Here is a 15,959-nt window from a genome sequence, read left to right as displayed (position 1 = left end):
CTAGAACCAGTAGACGTACAGGTACAGGCCCAGCCACACCACGTCCACAAAGTGCCAGTACCAGGCGGCCCCTTCAAAACCAAAGTGGTGCTCGGCGGTAAAGTGGCCGCGCATCAGCCGTATCAGCATCACCGTCAGCATGGTGGCGCCGATAATCACGTGAAAGCCGTGAAAGCCCGTCAACATATAGAACAAGGCCCCGTAAGCGCCGGAAGTGAACTTCAGGTTCAGCTCGGCGTAGGCGTGCATGTATTCGTAAGCCTGGCAGGCCACGAAGGCAAAGCCCAGCGCAACCGTCATGAACAGCCAGAAAATGGCGCTACTACGCTTGCTGGCTCGCAGCGCGTGGTGAGCAATGGTCAGGGTGACGCCCGAGGTCAGCAGCAAGGCCGTATTGATCGTAGGTAGCCACAGCGGGCCTACGGTCTGGAAAGGAGCAACAGTGCCCGCCGGGCCTTGATTCGGCCAGGTGCCGGTGAAGTCGGGCCAGAGCAGGGCGCGGTGATCCAGGTCGCTTAGTAGCGGCGTGGCAATTTCACGGGTATACCAAAGCGCCCCGAAAAAGGCCGCAAAAAACATGACTTCGGAAAAGATGAACCACGACATGCTCCAGCGATAGGAGATATCGACACGCGTGCTGTTCAGACCCGTTTCAGACTCGCGCACGGCGTCGCTGAACCAGAAGAACAGCACCAGCAAGAAGCTGAGAATCCCGACCAGAAACACCCAGAAGCCGCCCGGCCAGTTATTGATCCAGGTCGCCGCACCCAACAGCGTCAGGCACAGGGAAAGGCTGGCGCGTACCGGATGCCCCGACAAGCCGGGGACGTAGTAATACGGCGCCTTGGACGGGTGAGCCGTAGTCTCGACATGCATAGTGTTCTCCTTCGGGTCATGTGCCCTTGGGCGCAGTATCCGGCCAGGGTTCAGCTGGCCTGACCAATGAACCAGCGGGCCACCATAATCAGGCCCACAACGAAAACAACCGTGGCGATCAAGGCGGCAATAATCAGATAGACCGGATTGATCTTGGCAATGTCCTGCTCATGGTCGCGGCCACGACGGACTCCAAAAAATCCCCAGGCAATGGCTTTCAATGTCTGGAAAAAACTGAGCTTGCGCCGTGTGAGGTCCCGAAAATCGTCATCCATATCACTGTCCTAAAAATTGACTGCCTTTTAGAAAGGTCCAGGCCATGACGGCAATGACGAACACGGCCAGGAGCAATCCCAGACGGCGGTTGCGACGGCGTTGTTCGGGGGTCATACGGCGTTCCTCCAGTGTTACTTGACGACAGGGGGTACTTCAAAGGTGTGGTGCGGAGCGGGCGATGGAACAGTCCACTCCAGACCTTCGGCACCTTCCCAGGGTTTGGCGCTGGCCCCTTCGCCCTTGCCACGCGCCGCCTGGATCACGATGTAGATCAGCAGCAACTGCGACAGACCGAACCAGAAGGCACCAATGGTGGCAATCTGGTGGAAATCCGTGAACTGACCGGCGTAGTCCACATAACGACGTGGCATGCCCGCCAGACCCAGGAAGTGCATCGGGAAGAAGGTGACGTTGAACGAGATCATGGTGGACCAGAAGTGGATCTTGCCCAGACGCTCGTTGTACATGCGGCCGGTCCACTTGGGCAGCCAGTAGTAGGCACCGCCAAACAGGGCAAAGAGCGATCCGGCCACCAGCACATAGTGGAAGTGGGCCACCACGTAATAGGTGTCGTGTACCGCAATATCAATCGGGGCCACGGCCAGGATCAGGCCGGTAAAGCCGCCAATCGTGAACACGAAGATAAAGCCGATGGAAAACAGCATGGGCGTTTCAAAGGACAGCGAACCGCGCCACATGGTGGCTACCCAGTTGAAGATCTTCACCCCGGTCGGAATGGAGATCAGCATGGTGGCATACATGAAATACAGCTGCCCGGTTACCGGCATCCCGGTGGAGAACATGTGGTGGGCCCACACCAGGAAGGACAGAATCGCGATGGCGGCGGTGGCGTACACCATGGAGGCATAGCCAAACAGGGCTTTGCGCGAGAAGGCAGGCACGATGGCAGAGACAATGCCAAAGGCCGGCAAGATCATGATGTAGACCTCGGGGTGGCCGAAGAACCAGAAGATGTGCTGGTACAGAACCGGGTCACCACCACCGGCGGCGTTAAAGAAGTGTGTACCGAAGTGACGGTCCGTCAGCAGCATGGTCACGGCAGCGGCCAGCACGGGCATCACGGCAATCAGCAGATAAGCGGTAATCAGCCAGGTCCAGCAAAACAGCGGCATTTTCATCAGCGTCATGCCAGGCGCGCGCATGTTCAATACCGTCACCACAATATTGATGGCCCCCATGATGGAGGACGCGCCCAGAATGTGAACCGCGAAAATCGTGAAGTCCATGCCTGGTCCCATTTGCAAGGACAGCGGGGCGTACATGGTCCAGCCACCGGCAGGCGCGCCGCCCGGCACAAAGAAGGACGCGGTAAACAGAATCGCGCCCACGGGCAGCAGCCAGAAGCTGAAGTTGTTCATGCGGGCAAAAGCCATGTCCGATGCGCCAATTTGCAGCGGAATCATCCAGTTGGCAAAGCCCACAAAAGCCGGCATGATCGCGCCGAAAATCATGATCAGGCCGTGCATGGTGGTGAACTGGTTGAACAGTTCGGGCCGGAAAAACTGCAGGCCCGGCTGGAACAGTTCGGTACGCAGCAGCAAGGCCAGCACGCCGCCCTCCAGCAACATCACAAAGGAGAAGATCAGGTACATGGTCCCGATATCTTTGTGATTGGTGGCGAACAACCAGCGACGCCAGCCGCTAGGGGTGGCATGGGCATGATGGTGATCATCATGTCCGCTCGGGTTCGCTACATGGTCGACGGTGACGCTACTCATGCTTGACTCCTTGCTGCACTCCCCCTGGCCGTAGTCAGGGATAGATTGATAGTGTGATAGGCGGCGCGCGCAAAATTAGCGCTGTTCCTTGACGTCGGCGGGCATCACGACAGGGTCAGGCCCTTTGCCAGCGTTGCCCCAGGCATTGCGTGTGTAGGTAATGACCGCAGCAATCTGTACATCGGTCAGTTGATTGCGGAAGGCGGCCATTGCGGTGCCAGGGTGACCATTCAACACCGTGTCGATCTGGCCTTTCTTGGGGGCGAGCACGAACTTCGTATCGCCGTCCAGAGCGGGGAAGGTGCCGGGCATGCCTTTGCCATTGGCCTGGTGGCAAGCCACGCAGTTTTGCGCAAAGATCTGTTTGCCGCGCTCGGTCAACTCCTCCTTGGTCCACTCTTTATTGGGATCATCGGCCTGGGCAGTCATCAAGTCGTTCTGCTCCTGGGCCCACTTGTCGTAGTCTTCTTGCGCCATCACTTGCACCACGATGGGCATATAGGCGTGGTCCTTGCCACACAGCTCGGCGCATTGACCGCGATAGGTGCCGACCTTGTCCGCACGGAACCAGGTATCGCGCAAAAAGCCAGGGATGGCATCTTGCTTGACGCCAAACTCGGGCACCATCCAGGAGTGGATGACGTCCTCGGCCGTCAGCATGACGCGCACTTTCTTGTTAACCGGCACGACCAGTGGCTTGTCCACTTCCATCAGATAGTTCGGGCCAATGGGTTCGCGGCCTTCAATCTGGGCGCGTGGGGTGGACAGGTTGGACAGGTATTTCACACCCGTGGCTGGACCGTCCAGATACTCGTAGCCCCATTTCCACTGATAGCCAGTGACCTTGACGGTCAGGTCGGCGCTGCTGGTGTCCTTCATGGCCACCACGGTTTTGGTGGCAGGCAGTGCCATGCCGATCACGATCAGGAAAGGAATGATGGTCCAGGCCACTTCCACACCCAGGTGTTCGTGAAAGCGGGCGGCAATCGCGCCCTTGGACTTGCGGTGCCGGATGATGGAATAGAACATCACGCCGAACACGCCAATAAAGATGATGGTACAGATGATCAGCATCATCCAATGCAGCCAGGCAATGTCCTGGGCGATGGGGGTAACCCCGTTATGCAAATTGAGCTGATTGACACGGGGACCACCCTCCATGTGGGTGATCTGAGCCAGGCTTGGCCCTGCCGTCGAACAGGCGGTCAGAGCAAATAAACTTCTCCACATCTTCATTGTTGTCCCTCTTTTGGTGTTGCCATGCCAAACCGGGGTTCGGCTGCGTCAACGCTCCGAAAAATCCAACGCTGGAAGAAACTGCTGTGTTGCAGTGGCGGGCTTGTCGCATCTAAGTGCTGGTCCGCTCGAAGTTTTTAGTAGCTTATCTGTTCACGGAAATTATATAGAACTTGTTTTAGCCTTCAAGGGCAGGGTATGTCCCTAGAAGACAAGGTTGGACTAAACGCTACAAAAGCCGTAATGGGGCAAGGCTTGAATTACAATCGCCGACTATGACTTTGTTCCAGAACCGATCACTTACTCAGGCCCTGCGTCAGCGCATGGCCAGCTTGACCAGTCAGCTGCAACAATTGCCCCCACCGGGCAGCCGCCCTGTCACTGTTGATGGGCGCGTTGCCGGATGGATCACCCCCAAGGCCGCTCGTTGTATCGAGCCTTTGCCCGGGGTCTCGATTGAAGAAGATGTCTTGCGTCTGAGCGATTGCCCCAGCCAGGAATTGAGCTTGGCTCAGGTCCTGGATCAGGTCGCCTTGCGTTTGCAGGAAGGCGGTTGCATTCGGGCCTGGCGTGACGAGTTGCTGGACGTGGTCGGTGAAGGGCAATGCCTGTCACGCATTGAACGCGGTGCGGTGCGGCCCTTGGGTTTTTTGACGCAAGCCGTGCATTTGAATGGCTGGTCCACAGACGGCCGTATCTGGGCCGCACGTCGTTCACCCACCAAATCGACAGACCCGAATATGTGGGACACGCTGGTCGGTGGATTGGCGGTCAGTGGTGAATCGCTGCATACCTCTCTCATACGCGAAAGTTATGAAGAAGCGGGTTTGGCCGAGTCCGTGCTGGACAATTGCACCCCTTTGCGTGTGTCCTTGCGCATGCACCGTCGCCTGCCGGAAGGCTATCAGGTGGAGAACGCCCTGGTTAGCGATTGCGTGCTGGCCGACGATGTACGGCCCTGCAATATGGACGGCGAGGTTAGTGAGTTTCGCTTATTGACGCTGGATGAAGCCTGGCAAATGATAGAAGCAGATTTGTTCACCCTGGAAGCGCAAGTGGTGCTGATCGACAGCATCAAGCAGCATCTGGAACAGCTGGCCTGAACCTGGGAATCACCGGGCAGGCATCAACCCGATGGGAGCTACGCATGAACCCGAATCCTTTTGGTATACCTGATTTCAATGCCCTGGGCGGCGGCAACAATCCATTGCTGCGCAGCATGGACATGATGGCGCAGGCCTGGAAAAACATGGCCAGCGGCGGGGCGGGCGATTTGAGCTCGGGCATGATGCCCAGCTTGTCCCCCGATGATCTGGATCGTCGTATTCGTGACTTGCGTGCCGTGGAAAGCTGGTTGCAGCTGAACCTGTCCATGCTGAGCACGACCATCCAGGGGCTGGAGATTCAGCGCTCCACCTTGGCGGCCATCAAAACCATGGCACAGCAAGGTACGCAGGCTGCGGGCGGGAAAAATCCCTTTGAAGCCTTTATGGCCTTCAATCCCATGGCAGCGGGTGCTGCGGGTGCAGATAATGCAGCCGGTGCCAAGGCGCAGGCCAGCAAGCCGGAGGCGGCCGCGCATACGGCATCCCAGTCAGCAGCGGCTCAGCCCTCGCCACAGTCTCAACAAGCTGCGCCACAGCCCGAAGCGGCTGCCAAGCAGGACGCCCCAAAAGATAAACAGCCTGGTGCCCAGCAGGATGCCGGTGCAGGCAATCCCGCTGCACAAGCGTGGTGGAACATGCTGCAACAGCAGTTTGATGCCATGGCGACCGCCACAGCCGCATCAATGCAGCAGGTGGAAAACTATCGCCAGCAGGCGACCAAGGCCAAAGCGGCTGGCTCGGCCAAACCCCCTAAACCGGCAGCTGCCCATGCCCAGACTTCGGCCAAGACCAGTGCTCCGGCAGCAGCCAAGCCGGTGAAAACGGCAGCGAAAGCCGCCACTAAAACTGCGGCCAAGGCGGCCACCAAAACGGCGGCTAAAAAAACCGCCACGCGCAGCACCAAAAGCAGTACCAAAAAGAACTGATCGACCAACCTTGTAGGTAAATTTTTATGCTTAATATCGTGATTCTGGCAGCAGGCATGGGCAAGCGTATGCAGTCTGACCTGCCCAAAGTACTGCATCCTATCGCCGGCAAATCCATGCTGGCCCACGTGCTCGACAGCGCACGTGAACTGGAGCCGGAAAAAGTTGTGGTCGTGGTGGGTCATGGCGCCGAGCGCGTTCAGCAAACCTTCGCACAGGCCGAGCTAGCCTTTGCCTTGCAGCAACCTCAGCATGGTACGGGCCATGCAGTGCAACAGGCCGTGCCTGAACTGGTCGGTGGCGACCAGGAAGATGACGCCACGCTGGTTCTGTATGGCGACGTTCCTCTTGTCCAGGCTGACACCTTGCGCCGCTTGCTGCAAGCGCGTGGCCAAGGCGTGGCCGTGCTGACCGAAACACTGGCAGACTCTACCGGCTACGGCCGCATCATTCGCGGTGCAGACGGCACCGTACAACGCATTGTCGAGCACAAGGATGCCAGCGAAGCCGAGCGTGCCGTGAAAGAAGTGAATACTGGCATTCTGGTAGCCCCGACGGCGCGCTTGAAAGATTGGCTGACCCGCATCACCAACGACAATGCTCAGGGCGAGTACTACCTGACCGACATCATTGCCTTGGCGGTTGCCGATGGCGTGCCCGTGCAAGCTGCTCAGCCAGCTGCTGGTTGGGAAACCCTGGGTGTGAACAGCCGCATTCAACAGGCCGAGCTGGAGCGTCTGTGGCAAGCAGAACAGGCTCGCCGTTTGCTGGAAAAAGGCGTGACCTTGGCCGACCCGGCTCGCTTTGATCTGCGCGGCACACTGGAGTGTGGCCGTGATGTGTTCATTGATGTGGGTTGCGTGTTTGAAGGCAAGGTTGTGTTGCAAGACGGCGTGCGTGTCGGCCCGCATAGCGTGCTGCGTGACGTGACGATTGGTGCCGGTACGCAAATCGAAGCTTTCAGCCATCTGCAACAAGCCCAGGTTGGCGAAGAAGCCCGTATCGGCCCTTACGCCCGTCTGCGCCCTGGCGCTGTTCTGGCCAATCACACCCACGTGGGCAACTTTGTGGAAATCAAGAACACCCAGCTGGGCGAAGGCTCCAAAGCCAATCACCTGGCCTATATCGGTGATGCCGATGTGGGGCAGCGTGTGAACATTGGCGCAGGCACCATCACCTGCAATTACGACGGCGTGAACAAGTTCCGCACCGTGATTGGTGACGATGCCTTCATTGGTTCCGATACGCAGTTGGTGGCCCCGGTGACTGTTGGCCGTGGCGCAACAATTGGTGCGGGTACGACCCTGGTGCGCAATGCGCCGGATGATCAGCTGACCTTGTCGCGTTCGGAACAGCGCAGCGTGTCCGGCTGGAAGCGCCCGGTCCGCAAATCTTGATGTGTGTTAGCCCATCTTTGGCATCCCTCCCTTTGCATCGCAAGGGGAGCATTGCTGCGTACGCTTGTGGCACACAGTGCCCGGATGGGCTGATTCTGGATTTTCGCCATGCGCATTCTGCAGCTTAATTTCGAGCGCGGCTGGCGCGGTGGCGAGCGGCAAACCCTGTTGAGTATCCAGCAGATGCAGCAGGCTGGTCATCAGGTCAGTCTCCTGGCCCGACGTGATGAGGAACTGGCCAAGCGTGCTAAAGAGCAGGGTTTGAGCGTGGTGGAATGCGCCTCTGTAGGAGCCGCGTTGCGCTATTTGCTGGTGCACGGTCGTGGTTTTGATATCGTTCACTCCCAAACCGCGTCCTGCATGAGCTGGCTGGCCTTGCTGCATTTCTGGCTGCCCAAGCGGGTGGTCTTTACGCGCCGTACGGCTTTTCCGATTGACCGCAAACGCGTCGAGCAACGTAGCGGACAGCAGCCAGACAGTGCTTTGACTTCCAAGGAACGACGCACGCGTTGGAAGTGGCGCAAGGCGGATCGTTTGGTAGCGATCAGCCAGGCAGCAGCGGCAGAGCCGCGTCGCCTGGGCTTTTCCGTAGATGTGATTCCTAGTGCCATCGAGTACGTCGAGCAGGATGAGGCCTATGTGAACCACTTGCGGCTGCGGTGGAATCCGCAGGGCTTGCACGTTCTGGGGACGATGGCGGCATTGACGTCCGAGAAAGACTCCCAGACTTTGATACGCGCGGTTCATGCCTTGTATCAGCGTCGTCAGGACTTTGTGTTTTTGCATTTCGGTGCGCCTGGCTCCGAGACCTCGGCGGCAGAGGAACTGATTGCGCAGTTGGGGCTGGAAGACTGCTACAAGCTGGCTGGTTTTGAAGCCCGCCCCGAACAGGCTTATCGCTTGATGGACGGCTTTGTCCTGAGCTCCCGGCATGAAGCCCTGGGCTCCAGCGTTCTTGATGCGTTCGTGTACGGCGTGCCCGTTACGGCCACGATGGCGGGCGGTTTGAGTGAGCTGCTGGATAATGGCCGTGGCAAGTTATGCGCGGTAGGGGATGCACAAGCCATTGCACAGGCTCTGGATGACACTTTGAGCAATCCGACAGCAGCGCGGCAACAGGCAGCGCTGGCGCATCGCTGGGTGCAGCAGGAGCATGACCCCGCTGTCATGGTGCAGCGTTACTTGCGTCTGTATCAGCAACTGGTACAGCAACGTGTACGGACCTGAGCCCGGCTTACATCTTTGGTGCAGGTAAAGGCACCCGCGTCTCGAACTTGGCCTGATGAATCGAGAAGAAGCTGCGTATATTGCGGATATTCGCCTGGCTGGTGAATAAAGCGTGAGCCAGCTTGTGATACGCCGTCATATCGCTGACCTGCAGGATCACAATGAAATCCACCCCGGTCGAGACGCGATAGCATTGCGTCACCGCTGCTTCGGGGGCCATCAGGCGCTCGAATTGCTGCAGGTATTCTTCACCCTGACGGTCCAGCGTAATCTCCACAATGGCCGTCAAGCTGGGGCCCAGTTGCTCCGGGTCCAGCAAGGCAACCTGCCTGCGAATTACCCCTTGTTCGCTTAAACGACGTACTCGCCGCAGGCAGGTCGGGGGAGAGGCATGCACGCGCAAAGCCAGCGCTTGATTGCTGATGGAAGCATCATTTTGCAGTTGCTCCAGAATGCGTAAATCCAGCTCGTCCAGTTCAATCATGACAATGTTTATCTATCTATGATGAAATAAAATTCCGTTAAATAAAATTAATTTATCTTTTCTTTCATATTGATTATTAAATGAAATTTTAATTCATGTCAAAGAAAAAATAGACATAAAATTTTTCGTGATTCAGATCAGAATAAGCGGATTGAATTGATTAGTTGGCCCGCCGAAAGGGGCCATGAACAGGAGTTGGCTATGTGTGGAATTGTTGGCGCGGTAGCGCAACGCGATATTGTCCCCGTGCTGCTGGAAGGTTTGAAGCGTCTGGAATACCGGGGCTACGATTCTTGCGGCGTTGCTGTTCATGCGCAGGGCCAGTTGTTGCGGGCACGCAGTACTCAACGCGTGGCCGAACTGCAAGAACAGGTCAAGGCAGATCATCTGCAAGGCTTTACCGGCATTGCTCACACTCGCTGGGCAACGCACGGCGCGCCTGCGACTCATAACGCTCACCCGCATTTCTCCGGCAAGGGCAAAGCGCGTATTGCGCTGGTGCATAACGGCATCATTGAAAACCACGACGAATTGCGCGCCGAGCTGCAAAGCATTGGCTACGTGTTCGAGAGCCAAACCGACACCGAGGTTATCGCTCACCTGATCGACCACCTGTACAACGGGGATCTGTTCGAGGCCGTGCAGCAGGTCATCCGTCGCTTGACCGGTGCTTATGCGATTGCCGTGTTCTGTCAGGACGAACCTCACCGTGTAGTGGGTGCGCGCCATGGTTCTCCGCTGGTTGTAGGTGTGGGTCAGAACGAAAATTTCCTGGCTTCGGATGCTCTGGCATTGGCCGGCACGACCGATCAAATCATCTACCTGGAAGACGGTGATGTGATTGATTTGCAGATCAATAAAGTGTGGATCATGGACAAGGACGGCCGCGCTGTTGATCGTCCGGTACACACCGTACATCTGCACACCGCAGCCGCTGAATTGGGCCCATACCGCCACTTCATGCAAAAGGAAATCTTCGAGCAGCCCCGCGCTGTAGGCGATACCCTGCAAGACATTGAAAGCGTCACACCCGAGTTGTTTGGTGACCAGGCCTACAAGGTTTTCCAGGACATCGACAATGTGCTGATTCTGGCTTGCGGCACCAGCTACTACGCCGGTCTGACCGCCCGCTACTGGATCGAGTCTCTGGCCAAAATCCCCGTCAACGTGGAAATTGCCAGCGAGTACCGCTACCGCGACAGCGTGCCCAACCCGCGCACTTTGGTGGTGACGATTTCCCAGTCCGGCGAAACGGCTGACACGCTGGCCGCCTTGAAACATGCCCGCAGCCTGGGCATGGAACAGACCCTGACCATCTGCAACGTGGCCACCAGCGCCATGGTGCGTGAGTGCAAGCTGTCCTACATCACCCGCGCTGGTGTAGAAATTGGCGTGGCTTCCACCAAAGCCTTCACCACCCAGTTGACCGCCTTGTTCTTGCTGACTATCGCATTGGCTCAAGTCAAAGGTCACTTGAATCAGGAGCAGGAAGGCGACTACCTGAAAGCCCTGCGCCACTTGCCTACCGCTATCGCGGCTGTGCTGGCTCTGGAGCCACAGATCATGGCCTGGGCGGATCGTTTTGCCAGCAAGGAAAACGCCTTGTTCCTGGGCCGTGGCATGCATTACCCCATCGCCATGGAAGGCGCGTTGAAGCTGAAAGAAATCAGCTACATCCACGCCGAAGGCTACCCAGCTGGTGAACTGAAGCACGGCCCTCTGGCCCTGGTCACCGAAGCCATGCCCGTGGTCACTATCGCCCCACGTGATGAACTGCTGGAAAAGCTGAAATCCAATATCGAAGAAGTCCATGCACGCGGTGGTGAGCTGTACGTGTTTGCTGACGCCGATACCCGCATCGGCAGCAGCGAGCGTGTGCATGTGATCCGTATGCCAGAGCACTACGGCAAGCTGTCCCCCATCTTGCACACCGTGACCCTGCAATTGCTGGCGTATCACACGGCTTGCTCGCGTGGCACGGACGTGGATAAGCCACGGAATTTGGCCAAGAGTGTGACTGTCGAATAAGTTTTTCAGATTACATCGACCGTAAAGAGCCGCTTATGCGGCTCTTTTTGCATTCTTCGCCGTTTGGCAATTTTTGGGCGGTTTTCGTAGGGAAATAAATCCTGCGAAAGAGGGTGAGCCTTGCCTGAAAGCCAGTTTATGTGTCGCTGCAAACACACACCGCTAGCGGATTTTGCAGCTCACACTCTATAATTGATAACGATTCTCATTATCTAGCGGTGCGGAGTACCCTCGTGTCATCTTCAGTTCTTCCCTTGTCAGGCGTGTATTCGGCCGAGTCGGTCGAGTCACTTTACTGCGACCACCATAGTTGGTTGCAGCGCTGGCTGCATCACCGCTTGGGTGGCGCGGACCAGGCGGCTGACTTGGCGCAGGACACGTTTGTACGCTTGTTAAGCAGCCGTTCTCGCTGGCAATTTGCCAGTCCCGGCGAGGCCCGCGCCTACTTGCGTAAGACGGCACAAAACCTGTGCATCAATCTGTGGCGACGTCAGGAAATTGAGCAGGCCTGGCTGGATATTCTGGCTGCTACACCCGAGAACTTTTACCCTTCGGCAGAACGCCAGGCCATGATTTTGCAGGCGCTGGAAGAGATCAGCGCCATGCTCAGCAGCCTGTCTCCCAAAGCGGCCAAGGCGTTTACCTTGGCCGTCATTTGCGAGATGACTGATGATGAGGTCGGTGCAGAAATGGGCATTTCCGGCCGCATGGTGCGCAAGTACGTGGCACAAGCCATGTTGGGCTGCATCAGCCTGCATGCTTGCCAGACCGTCGCCGAATTGCGTCAGGAACCTCAATACTAAGCCTCATGAAGCACGGCTCCAGTTTTTCTTCTCCCGCTACACCTCCCCACGCCGTTTTGATGCAAGCCGCTGAATGGTATGCCTGCCTGCGCGATGGCAAAGCCAGTGCGGCGCAGCGCTCTGCCTGGCAGAACTGGCTCAAACAGGACGAGATGCACAGCACCGCTTGGCGTTATGTGGAGGAAGTCAGCCGCAGTTTTGAGCCTGTGCGCACCACGCCGGATTCGCGCCGTGTGGTAGAGAAATTGCATACGGCTAACGAGCGTTTGCATCAGCGCCGTCGCGCGCTGACCAGTGTCGCCGTACTGGCAGGCACGGGAGTTCTAAGCTGGCTGGGCTGGCGTCAGTCCTGGCTGCCCTCCAGTGTTCTGGCTTTGGCGGCTGACCACTCTACACAAACCGGAGAGCAGAACCAGATTGTGCTGGCAGACGGTTCCCGGCTGTGGCTGAACACCGCCTCTGCGATTGATGTGCAGTTCACTGCGCAGGTTCGCCATATTGTTTTGATCTCCGGCGAGATCTTCATTCAGACGGCCAAAGACGATACGGACAGACCGTTCACTGTTCAAACTCCGCAGGGCAATATGCGTGCCTTGGGCACGCAATTCAATGTGCGTATGGACAAGGACTGTACGCAGCTGGCGGTCTACGAAGGGGCTGTGCAGGTGTCTACGGCAAAAGGTCAAAACACCGCCACGGTACAGGCGGGCAAGCAGGTGCACTTTAGTGCACAACGTATCAAGCAAAGCATGGACGCCGATCAGGCGCGCGAAGCCTGGACCCAAGGCGTGCTGGTGGCTGACAACATTGCCTTGCGTAGCGTGATCAAGGAATTGAGCCGTTACCGCAAAGGCTATCTAGGTGTAGATGAGGCAGTGGCCGATCTGAAGGTCTATGGCAGCTTCCCCATTCATGACACGGACCGCGTGCTGAAAATGTTGGCTTCAGCATTGCCGATTCGCATCGATCAGCCCATGCCCTGGTGGACCAGTGTGCAAGCTCTGGATTGATTGAGCAGGGCATTTCACCAACGATGGTCATAAATAATAAAAATAAAAACCTATCAGATTCAAAGGCTTGCCGGATTTTGGCCAAAAAACCTCAAAAAAGATGCAAAAGCAGGTTCCGGGTTTTGGAGACTTGGTGGTTTTAGACAGTAAGAGGACCTGATTGGCGTGAGGCCAATGAAGCAGGAGGCAGCCCGCCGTGGCTGCTCAGTACTGAACATCAACGCAAGAACATCGTTCAGGTTCATCGTTTTTATTGTGACTGACCCGTGTTTTTGAAGGATGTCTCCTTATGCATCGTCGCCCCGATCCCCTTTCCCTGTCCAAGGATGCAGGATCGCATTGCGCCCCTTTGCGTCCACTGGCCTTGGCCCTGTATGTCTTGATGGCCGGTAGCGCGTTTATTGCCAGTACCTCGCCTGCCCAGGCGACCACGCAAAGCAGCCCGACGGCAGACAAGACACAGCGTTATGACATACCAGCAGGCCCCTTGAGCCGGGTGTTGATGCGCTTCTCGCAAGAAAGCGGGGTCTATCTGGTTGGCGCAGGCAGCGTGGCCGAAGGCAAGCAAAGCGCGGGCCTGAAAGGCAATTACAGCGTGACGCAGGCCTTGGATACCTTGCTGGCAGGCACGGGCATTCGCTACTCGCGCGATGCCAATACCGTCAATTTGTGGCCCGTCACGGAAACCACTCAATTGGCCCCCGTGCGTGTGCAGGGCACCTTGAATCGGGCGACTGAAGACACAGGCTTGTACACGCTGAACGGTACCAGCAGCACCGCGACGCGCTTGAACATGGACACCCAGCACACGCCGCAATCGGTCAGTGTAATGACGCGCCAGCAAATGGACGATTTCGGCCTGACCAGCTTCGATGATGTGATGAACTTTACCACCGGCGTGACGGCCAATACGGCTGCGGTGGGAGGCGGGTTTCAGTTTCAGGCCCGTGGCTTTGACATCAGCAATGTGCAAGTGGATGGCGTGCAAAGCAGCTACCGTGCTGCCGGGCGTGGAGCATTTAATCCTATTTCTCTGGATATGGATTTATACGACCGTGTGGAAGTCGTGCGCGGAGCGACAGGTTTGTTGTCGCCTACCGGCGAGCCCTCCGCCTTGATCAATTTGATTCGCAAACGTCCGCAAGCAGAATTTGGCGGCAAGTTAAGCGCCCACTATGGCTCCTGGAGCGACAAACGCGTAACGGCGGACGTGACCGGCCCGCTGACTGAAGACGGCCGTTTGCGTATGCGTGTTATTGGTTCGCGCAAGCAGGCGGATTCCTTCATGGATCGCCAGGACCACAAGAACGATTTGCTGTCCGGCATGCTGGAATTTGACCTGACAGACAGAACCTTGCTGACCGCTGGCTACGACTACCAGACCGCCAAGCTGCGAGGCGAAGGCAATATGGGTGTGCCCTTGTTTACCAGCGAGGGCGACCGTATTGACGTTTCGCGCTCCATGTCGCTGGTGCCGGATTGGACCTACTGGGACAAGAAGCATCAAAACGCTTTCTTCTCGGTCGAGCATGAGTTTGAAAACAAGTGGAATGCCAAGCTCAGCTACAGCCATCAACGTGACGATGGCGATGCCCTGATTACTGGCCTGGGGCAGGGCGTGAATCCGGTGGTGCGCCCGGACGGCTCCGGTATAGGCATCCGCGCCAACCTGGCCGCCAATGGCTATCGCCATCAGGACAACCTGGAGTTGTCGGCCAATGGTCCTTTCGAGCTGTTTGGCCGCGAGCACCAGCTGATGTTCGGTTTTAACGGCACTCGCAAGCGTGACACCACGTACACCATGCAGGTCAGCGATACCCGCAACTGGTTCATCCCCAATATTTACGACTGGGACGGCTATATGCCCGAGCCCAGCGTCAGCCGCACAGGTGAATGGAACCGGGTCCACACACGCGAATACGGTTTCTTTGCCGGCACGCGCTTGAACATTATTGATCCCTTGAATGTGATCATGGGCATGCGCTTGTCGGACTACAAAACCTACCGTGACAACTACGGTAAAACCGGCCAGTTCACCGGCGTGTCCAACGAGCTGCGCAATCGCAATGAAATTACGCCGTACTTTGGGGTGACGTATGACATCAACCCGAACCTGACGGCCTACGCCAGTTATACCCGCCTGTTCCAGCCGCAAAGCTACAAGGACATCAACGAGAACTTCCTGGATCCCATTACTGGGGTGAACCGTGAAATTGGTCTGAAAGGCAGCTTGATGGAGGAGGCCCTGCAGTTCTCCCTGGCCGCTTTCGAGACCCGTCAGAACAATCTGGCCGTGCTGGACCCTTCGGTGCCGGATGACTTCCTATTGCCTGATGGCAGCCGCCCCTACGTGTCTTCGGGCGCTGGCAACAAAACCAAAGGTTTTGAAGTGGAGCTAAGCGGCGCACTGACCAACAACTGGAATGTGTTTGCTTCTTATAGCTACGCCAGCACTAAAAACGGTGAAGGCGAGCGGATCAACACCTACATTCCCAGCCAAACCTTCCGTCTGGGCACCATGTACCAATTCTCCGGTGCGTTGCAAGGCTTGAGCGCCGGCGCCACCGTGAATTGGTTTGGCAAGCGTGATCTGTGGACGGCTGGCCGTCCTTACACCGCCAGCAACGGCAAGGTGCTGGAAGACACCCACAGCAGCTATGCCCTGGTTGGCTTACATGCCAATTACCGCGTGAACCAGCATTGGAATGCCAAGCTCACGGTAAACAATTTGTTCGACAAGCGTTACTACGACAACTTCGTGATCTTCCGGGCACGTTACGGCGCGCCGCGCAATGTGCATCTGTCCATTGATTACCAGTGGTAATTCCTTCCCCCACTTTTATCGAGCCTA

At 57.1% G+C, this 15,959-nt stretch carries 14 protein-coding genes; 8 read left to right on the top strand and 6 right to left on the bottom strand.

Annotated elements, in window-relative coordinates:
* The 5 genes from OSH04_RS10680 to coxB all read right to left on the bottom strand — a co-directional run bounded on the left by OSH04_RS10680 (position 1) and on the right by coxB (position 4,127).
* Positions 1–876 (bottom strand): cytochrome c oxidase subunit 3, encoded by an 876-nt coding sequence (locus OSH04_RS10680; protein ID WP_009457487.1) that lies wholly within the window; start codon positions 874–876, stop codon positions 1–3.
* 50 nt (positions 877–926) lie between these two features.
* Positions 927–1,151: a DUF2970 domain-containing protein gene (locus OSH04_RS10675; RefSeq protein ID WP_003805158.1), complete on the bottom strand. Its 225-nt coding sequence runs from the start codon at positions 1,149–1,151 to the stop codon at positions 927–929.
* A 1-nt stretch (position 1,152) separates the two neighbouring features.
* The gene (locus OSH04_RS10670; protein ID WP_009457495.1) at positions 1,153–1,266 is read right to left on the bottom strand and encodes a cytochrome oxidase small assembly protein; all 114 of its coding nucleotides are present in this window, start codon (positions 1,264–1,266) and stop codon (positions 1,153–1,155) included.
* 17 nt (positions 1,267–1,283) lie between these two features.
* On the bottom strand, positions 1,284–2,891 hold the full coding sequence (ctaD, locus tag OSH04_RS10665) for a cytochrome c oxidase subunit I (RefSeq protein ID WP_266108430.1): 1,608 nt from the start codon (positions 2,889–2,891) through the stop codon (positions 1,284–1,286).
* Positions 2,892–2,966: 75 nt separating this feature from the next.
* Complete coding sequence (coxB, locus tag OSH04_RS10660; protein ID WP_266108429.1) at positions 2,967–4,127, bottom strand: cytochrome c oxidase subunit II; 1,161 nt, start codon at positions 4,125–4,127, stop codon at positions 2,967–2,969.
* A gap of 275 nt (positions 4,128–4,402) precedes the next feature.
* Here coxB and OSH04_RS10655 point away from each other — a divergent pair, with 275 nt between their 5' ends.
* From OSH04_RS10655 to OSH04_RS10640, 4 genes are all read left to right on the top strand, one after another.
* A complete protein-coding gene (locus OSH04_RS10655; RefSeq protein ID WP_009457498.1) occupies positions 4,403–5,230 on the top strand; it encodes an NUDIX hydrolase in 828 nt (275 codons plus the stop codon).
* Positions 5,231–5,274: 44 nt separating this feature from the next.
* Positions 5,275–6,159, top strand: coding sequence for a PhaM family polyhydroxyalkanoate granule multifunctional regulatory protein (locus tag OSH04_RS10650; RefSeq protein WP_266108428.1), 885 nt, complete (start codon positions 5,275–5,277; stop codon positions 6,157–6,159).
* Positions 6,160–6,185: 26 nt separating this feature from the next.
* Positions 6,186–7,556 (top strand): bifunctional UDP-N-acetylglucosamine diphosphorylase/glucosamine-1-phosphate N-acetyltransferase GlmU, encoded by a 1,371-nt coding sequence (gene glmU / locus OSH04_RS10645; RefSeq protein ID WP_035269735.1) that lies wholly within the window; start codon positions 6,186–6,188, stop codon positions 7,554–7,556.
* A 108-nt stretch (positions 7,557–7,664) separates the two neighbouring features.
* The gene (locus OSH04_RS10640; RefSeq protein ID WP_266108427.1) at positions 7,665–8,783 is read left to right on the top strand and encodes a glycosyltransferase family 4 protein; all 1,119 of its coding nucleotides are present in this window, start codon (positions 7,665–7,667) and stop codon (positions 8,781–8,783) included.
* A gap of 7 nt (positions 8,784–8,790) precedes the next feature.
* Here OSH04_RS10640 and OSH04_RS10635 read toward each other — a convergent pair whose 3' ends face one another.
* A complete protein-coding gene (locus tag OSH04_RS10635) occupies positions 8,791–9,267 on the bottom strand; it encodes an Lrp/AsnC family transcriptional regulator (protein WP_009457505.1) in 477 nt (158 codons plus the stop codon).
* A 201-nt stretch (positions 9,268–9,468) separates the two neighbouring features.
* On the opposite strand from OSH04_RS10635, the gene glmS reads away from it, so the two are divergent.
* The 4 genes from glmS to OSH04_RS10615 all read left to right on the top strand — a co-directional run bounded on the left by glmS (position 9,469) and on the right by OSH04_RS10615 (position 15,932).
* Entirely contained in the window at positions 9,469–11,295 is a 1,827-nt protein-coding gene (gene glmS, locus OSH04_RS10630) for a glutamine--fructose-6-phosphate transaminase (isomerizing) (RefSeq protein ID WP_022983659.1), read from the top strand.
* Between the two features lie 233 nt (positions 11,296–11,528).
* The gene (locus tag OSH04_RS10625) at positions 11,529–12,098 is read left to right on the top strand and encodes a sigma-70 family RNA polymerase sigma factor (RefSeq protein WP_223253978.1); all 570 of its coding nucleotides are present in this window, start codon (positions 11,529–11,531) and stop codon (positions 12,096–12,098) included.
* 59 nt (positions 12,099–12,157) lie between these two features.
* A complete protein-coding gene (locus OSH04_RS10620) occupies positions 12,158–13,108 on the top strand; it encodes a FecR domain-containing protein (RefSeq protein WP_266108426.1) in 951 nt (316 codons plus the stop codon).
* A gap of 289 nt (positions 13,109–13,397) precedes the next feature.
* Complete coding sequence (locus tag OSH04_RS10615) at positions 13,398–15,932, top strand: TonB-dependent siderophore receptor (protein WP_266108423.1); 2,535 nt, start codon at positions 13,398–13,400, stop codon at positions 15,930–15,932.
* Positions 15,933–15,959: the final 27 nt, after the last annotated feature.

The organism is Alcaligenes nematophilus, assembly GCF_026344155.1.
In the GTDB taxonomy this organism is placed as follows: domain Bacteria; phylum Pseudomonadota; class Gammaproteobacteria; order Burkholderiales; family Burkholderiaceae_B; genus Alcaligenes; species Alcaligenes phenolicus.
The sequence above is the reverse complement of the archived record's forward strand: the minus strand, read 5'-3'. Positions and strand labels throughout refer to the sequence as shown.

Coding starts and splice junctions, on each gene's coding strand:
- OSH04_RS10680 (WP_009457487.1), bottom strand. CDS start 876: ATGCATGTCGAGACTACGGCTCACCCGTCCAAGGCGCCGTATTACTAC.
- OSH04_RS10675 (WP_003805158.1), bottom strand. CDS start 1,151: ATGGATGACGATTTTCGGGACCTCACACGGCGCAAGCTCAGTTTTTTC.
- OSH04_RS10670 (WP_009457495.1), bottom strand. CDS start 1,266: ATGACCCCCGAACAACGCCGTCGCAACCGCCGTCTGGGATTGCTCCTG.
- ctaD (WP_266108430.1), bottom strand. CDS start 2,891: ATGAGTAGCGTCACCGTCGACCATGTAGCGAACCCGAGCGGACATGAT.
- coxB (WP_266108429.1), bottom strand. CDS start 4,127: ATGAAGATGTGGAGAAGTTTATTTGCTCTGACCGCCTGTTCGACGGCA.
- OSH04_RS10655 (WP_009457498.1), top strand. CDS start 4,403: ATGACTTTGTTCCAGAACCGATCACTTACTCAGGCCCTGCGTCAGCGC.
- OSH04_RS10650 (WP_266108428.1), top strand. CDS start 5,275: ATGAACCCGAATCCTTTTGGTATACCTGATTTCAATGCCCTGGGCGGC.
- glmU (WP_035269735.1), top strand. CDS start 6,186: ATGCTTAATATCGTGATTCTGGCAGCAGGCATGGGCAAGCGTATGCAG.
- OSH04_RS10640 (WP_266108427.1), top strand. CDS start 7,665: ATGCGCATTCTGCAGCTTAATTTCGAGCGCGGCTGGCGCGGTGGCGAG.
- OSH04_RS10635 (WP_009457505.1), bottom strand. CDS start 9,267: ATGATTGAACTGGACGAGCTGGATTTACGCATTCTGGAGCAACTGCAA.
- glmS (WP_022983659.1), top strand. CDS start 9,469: ATGTGTGGAATTGTTGGCGCGGTAGCGCAACGCGATATTGTCCCCGTG.
- OSH04_RS10620 (WP_266108426.1), top strand. CDS start 12,158: ATGCAAGCCGCTGAATGGTATGCCTGCCTGCGCGATGGCAAAGCCAGT.
- OSH04_RS10615 (WP_266108423.1), top strand. CDS start 13,398: ATGCATCGTCGCCCCGATCCCCTTTCCCTGTCCAAGGATGCAGGATCG.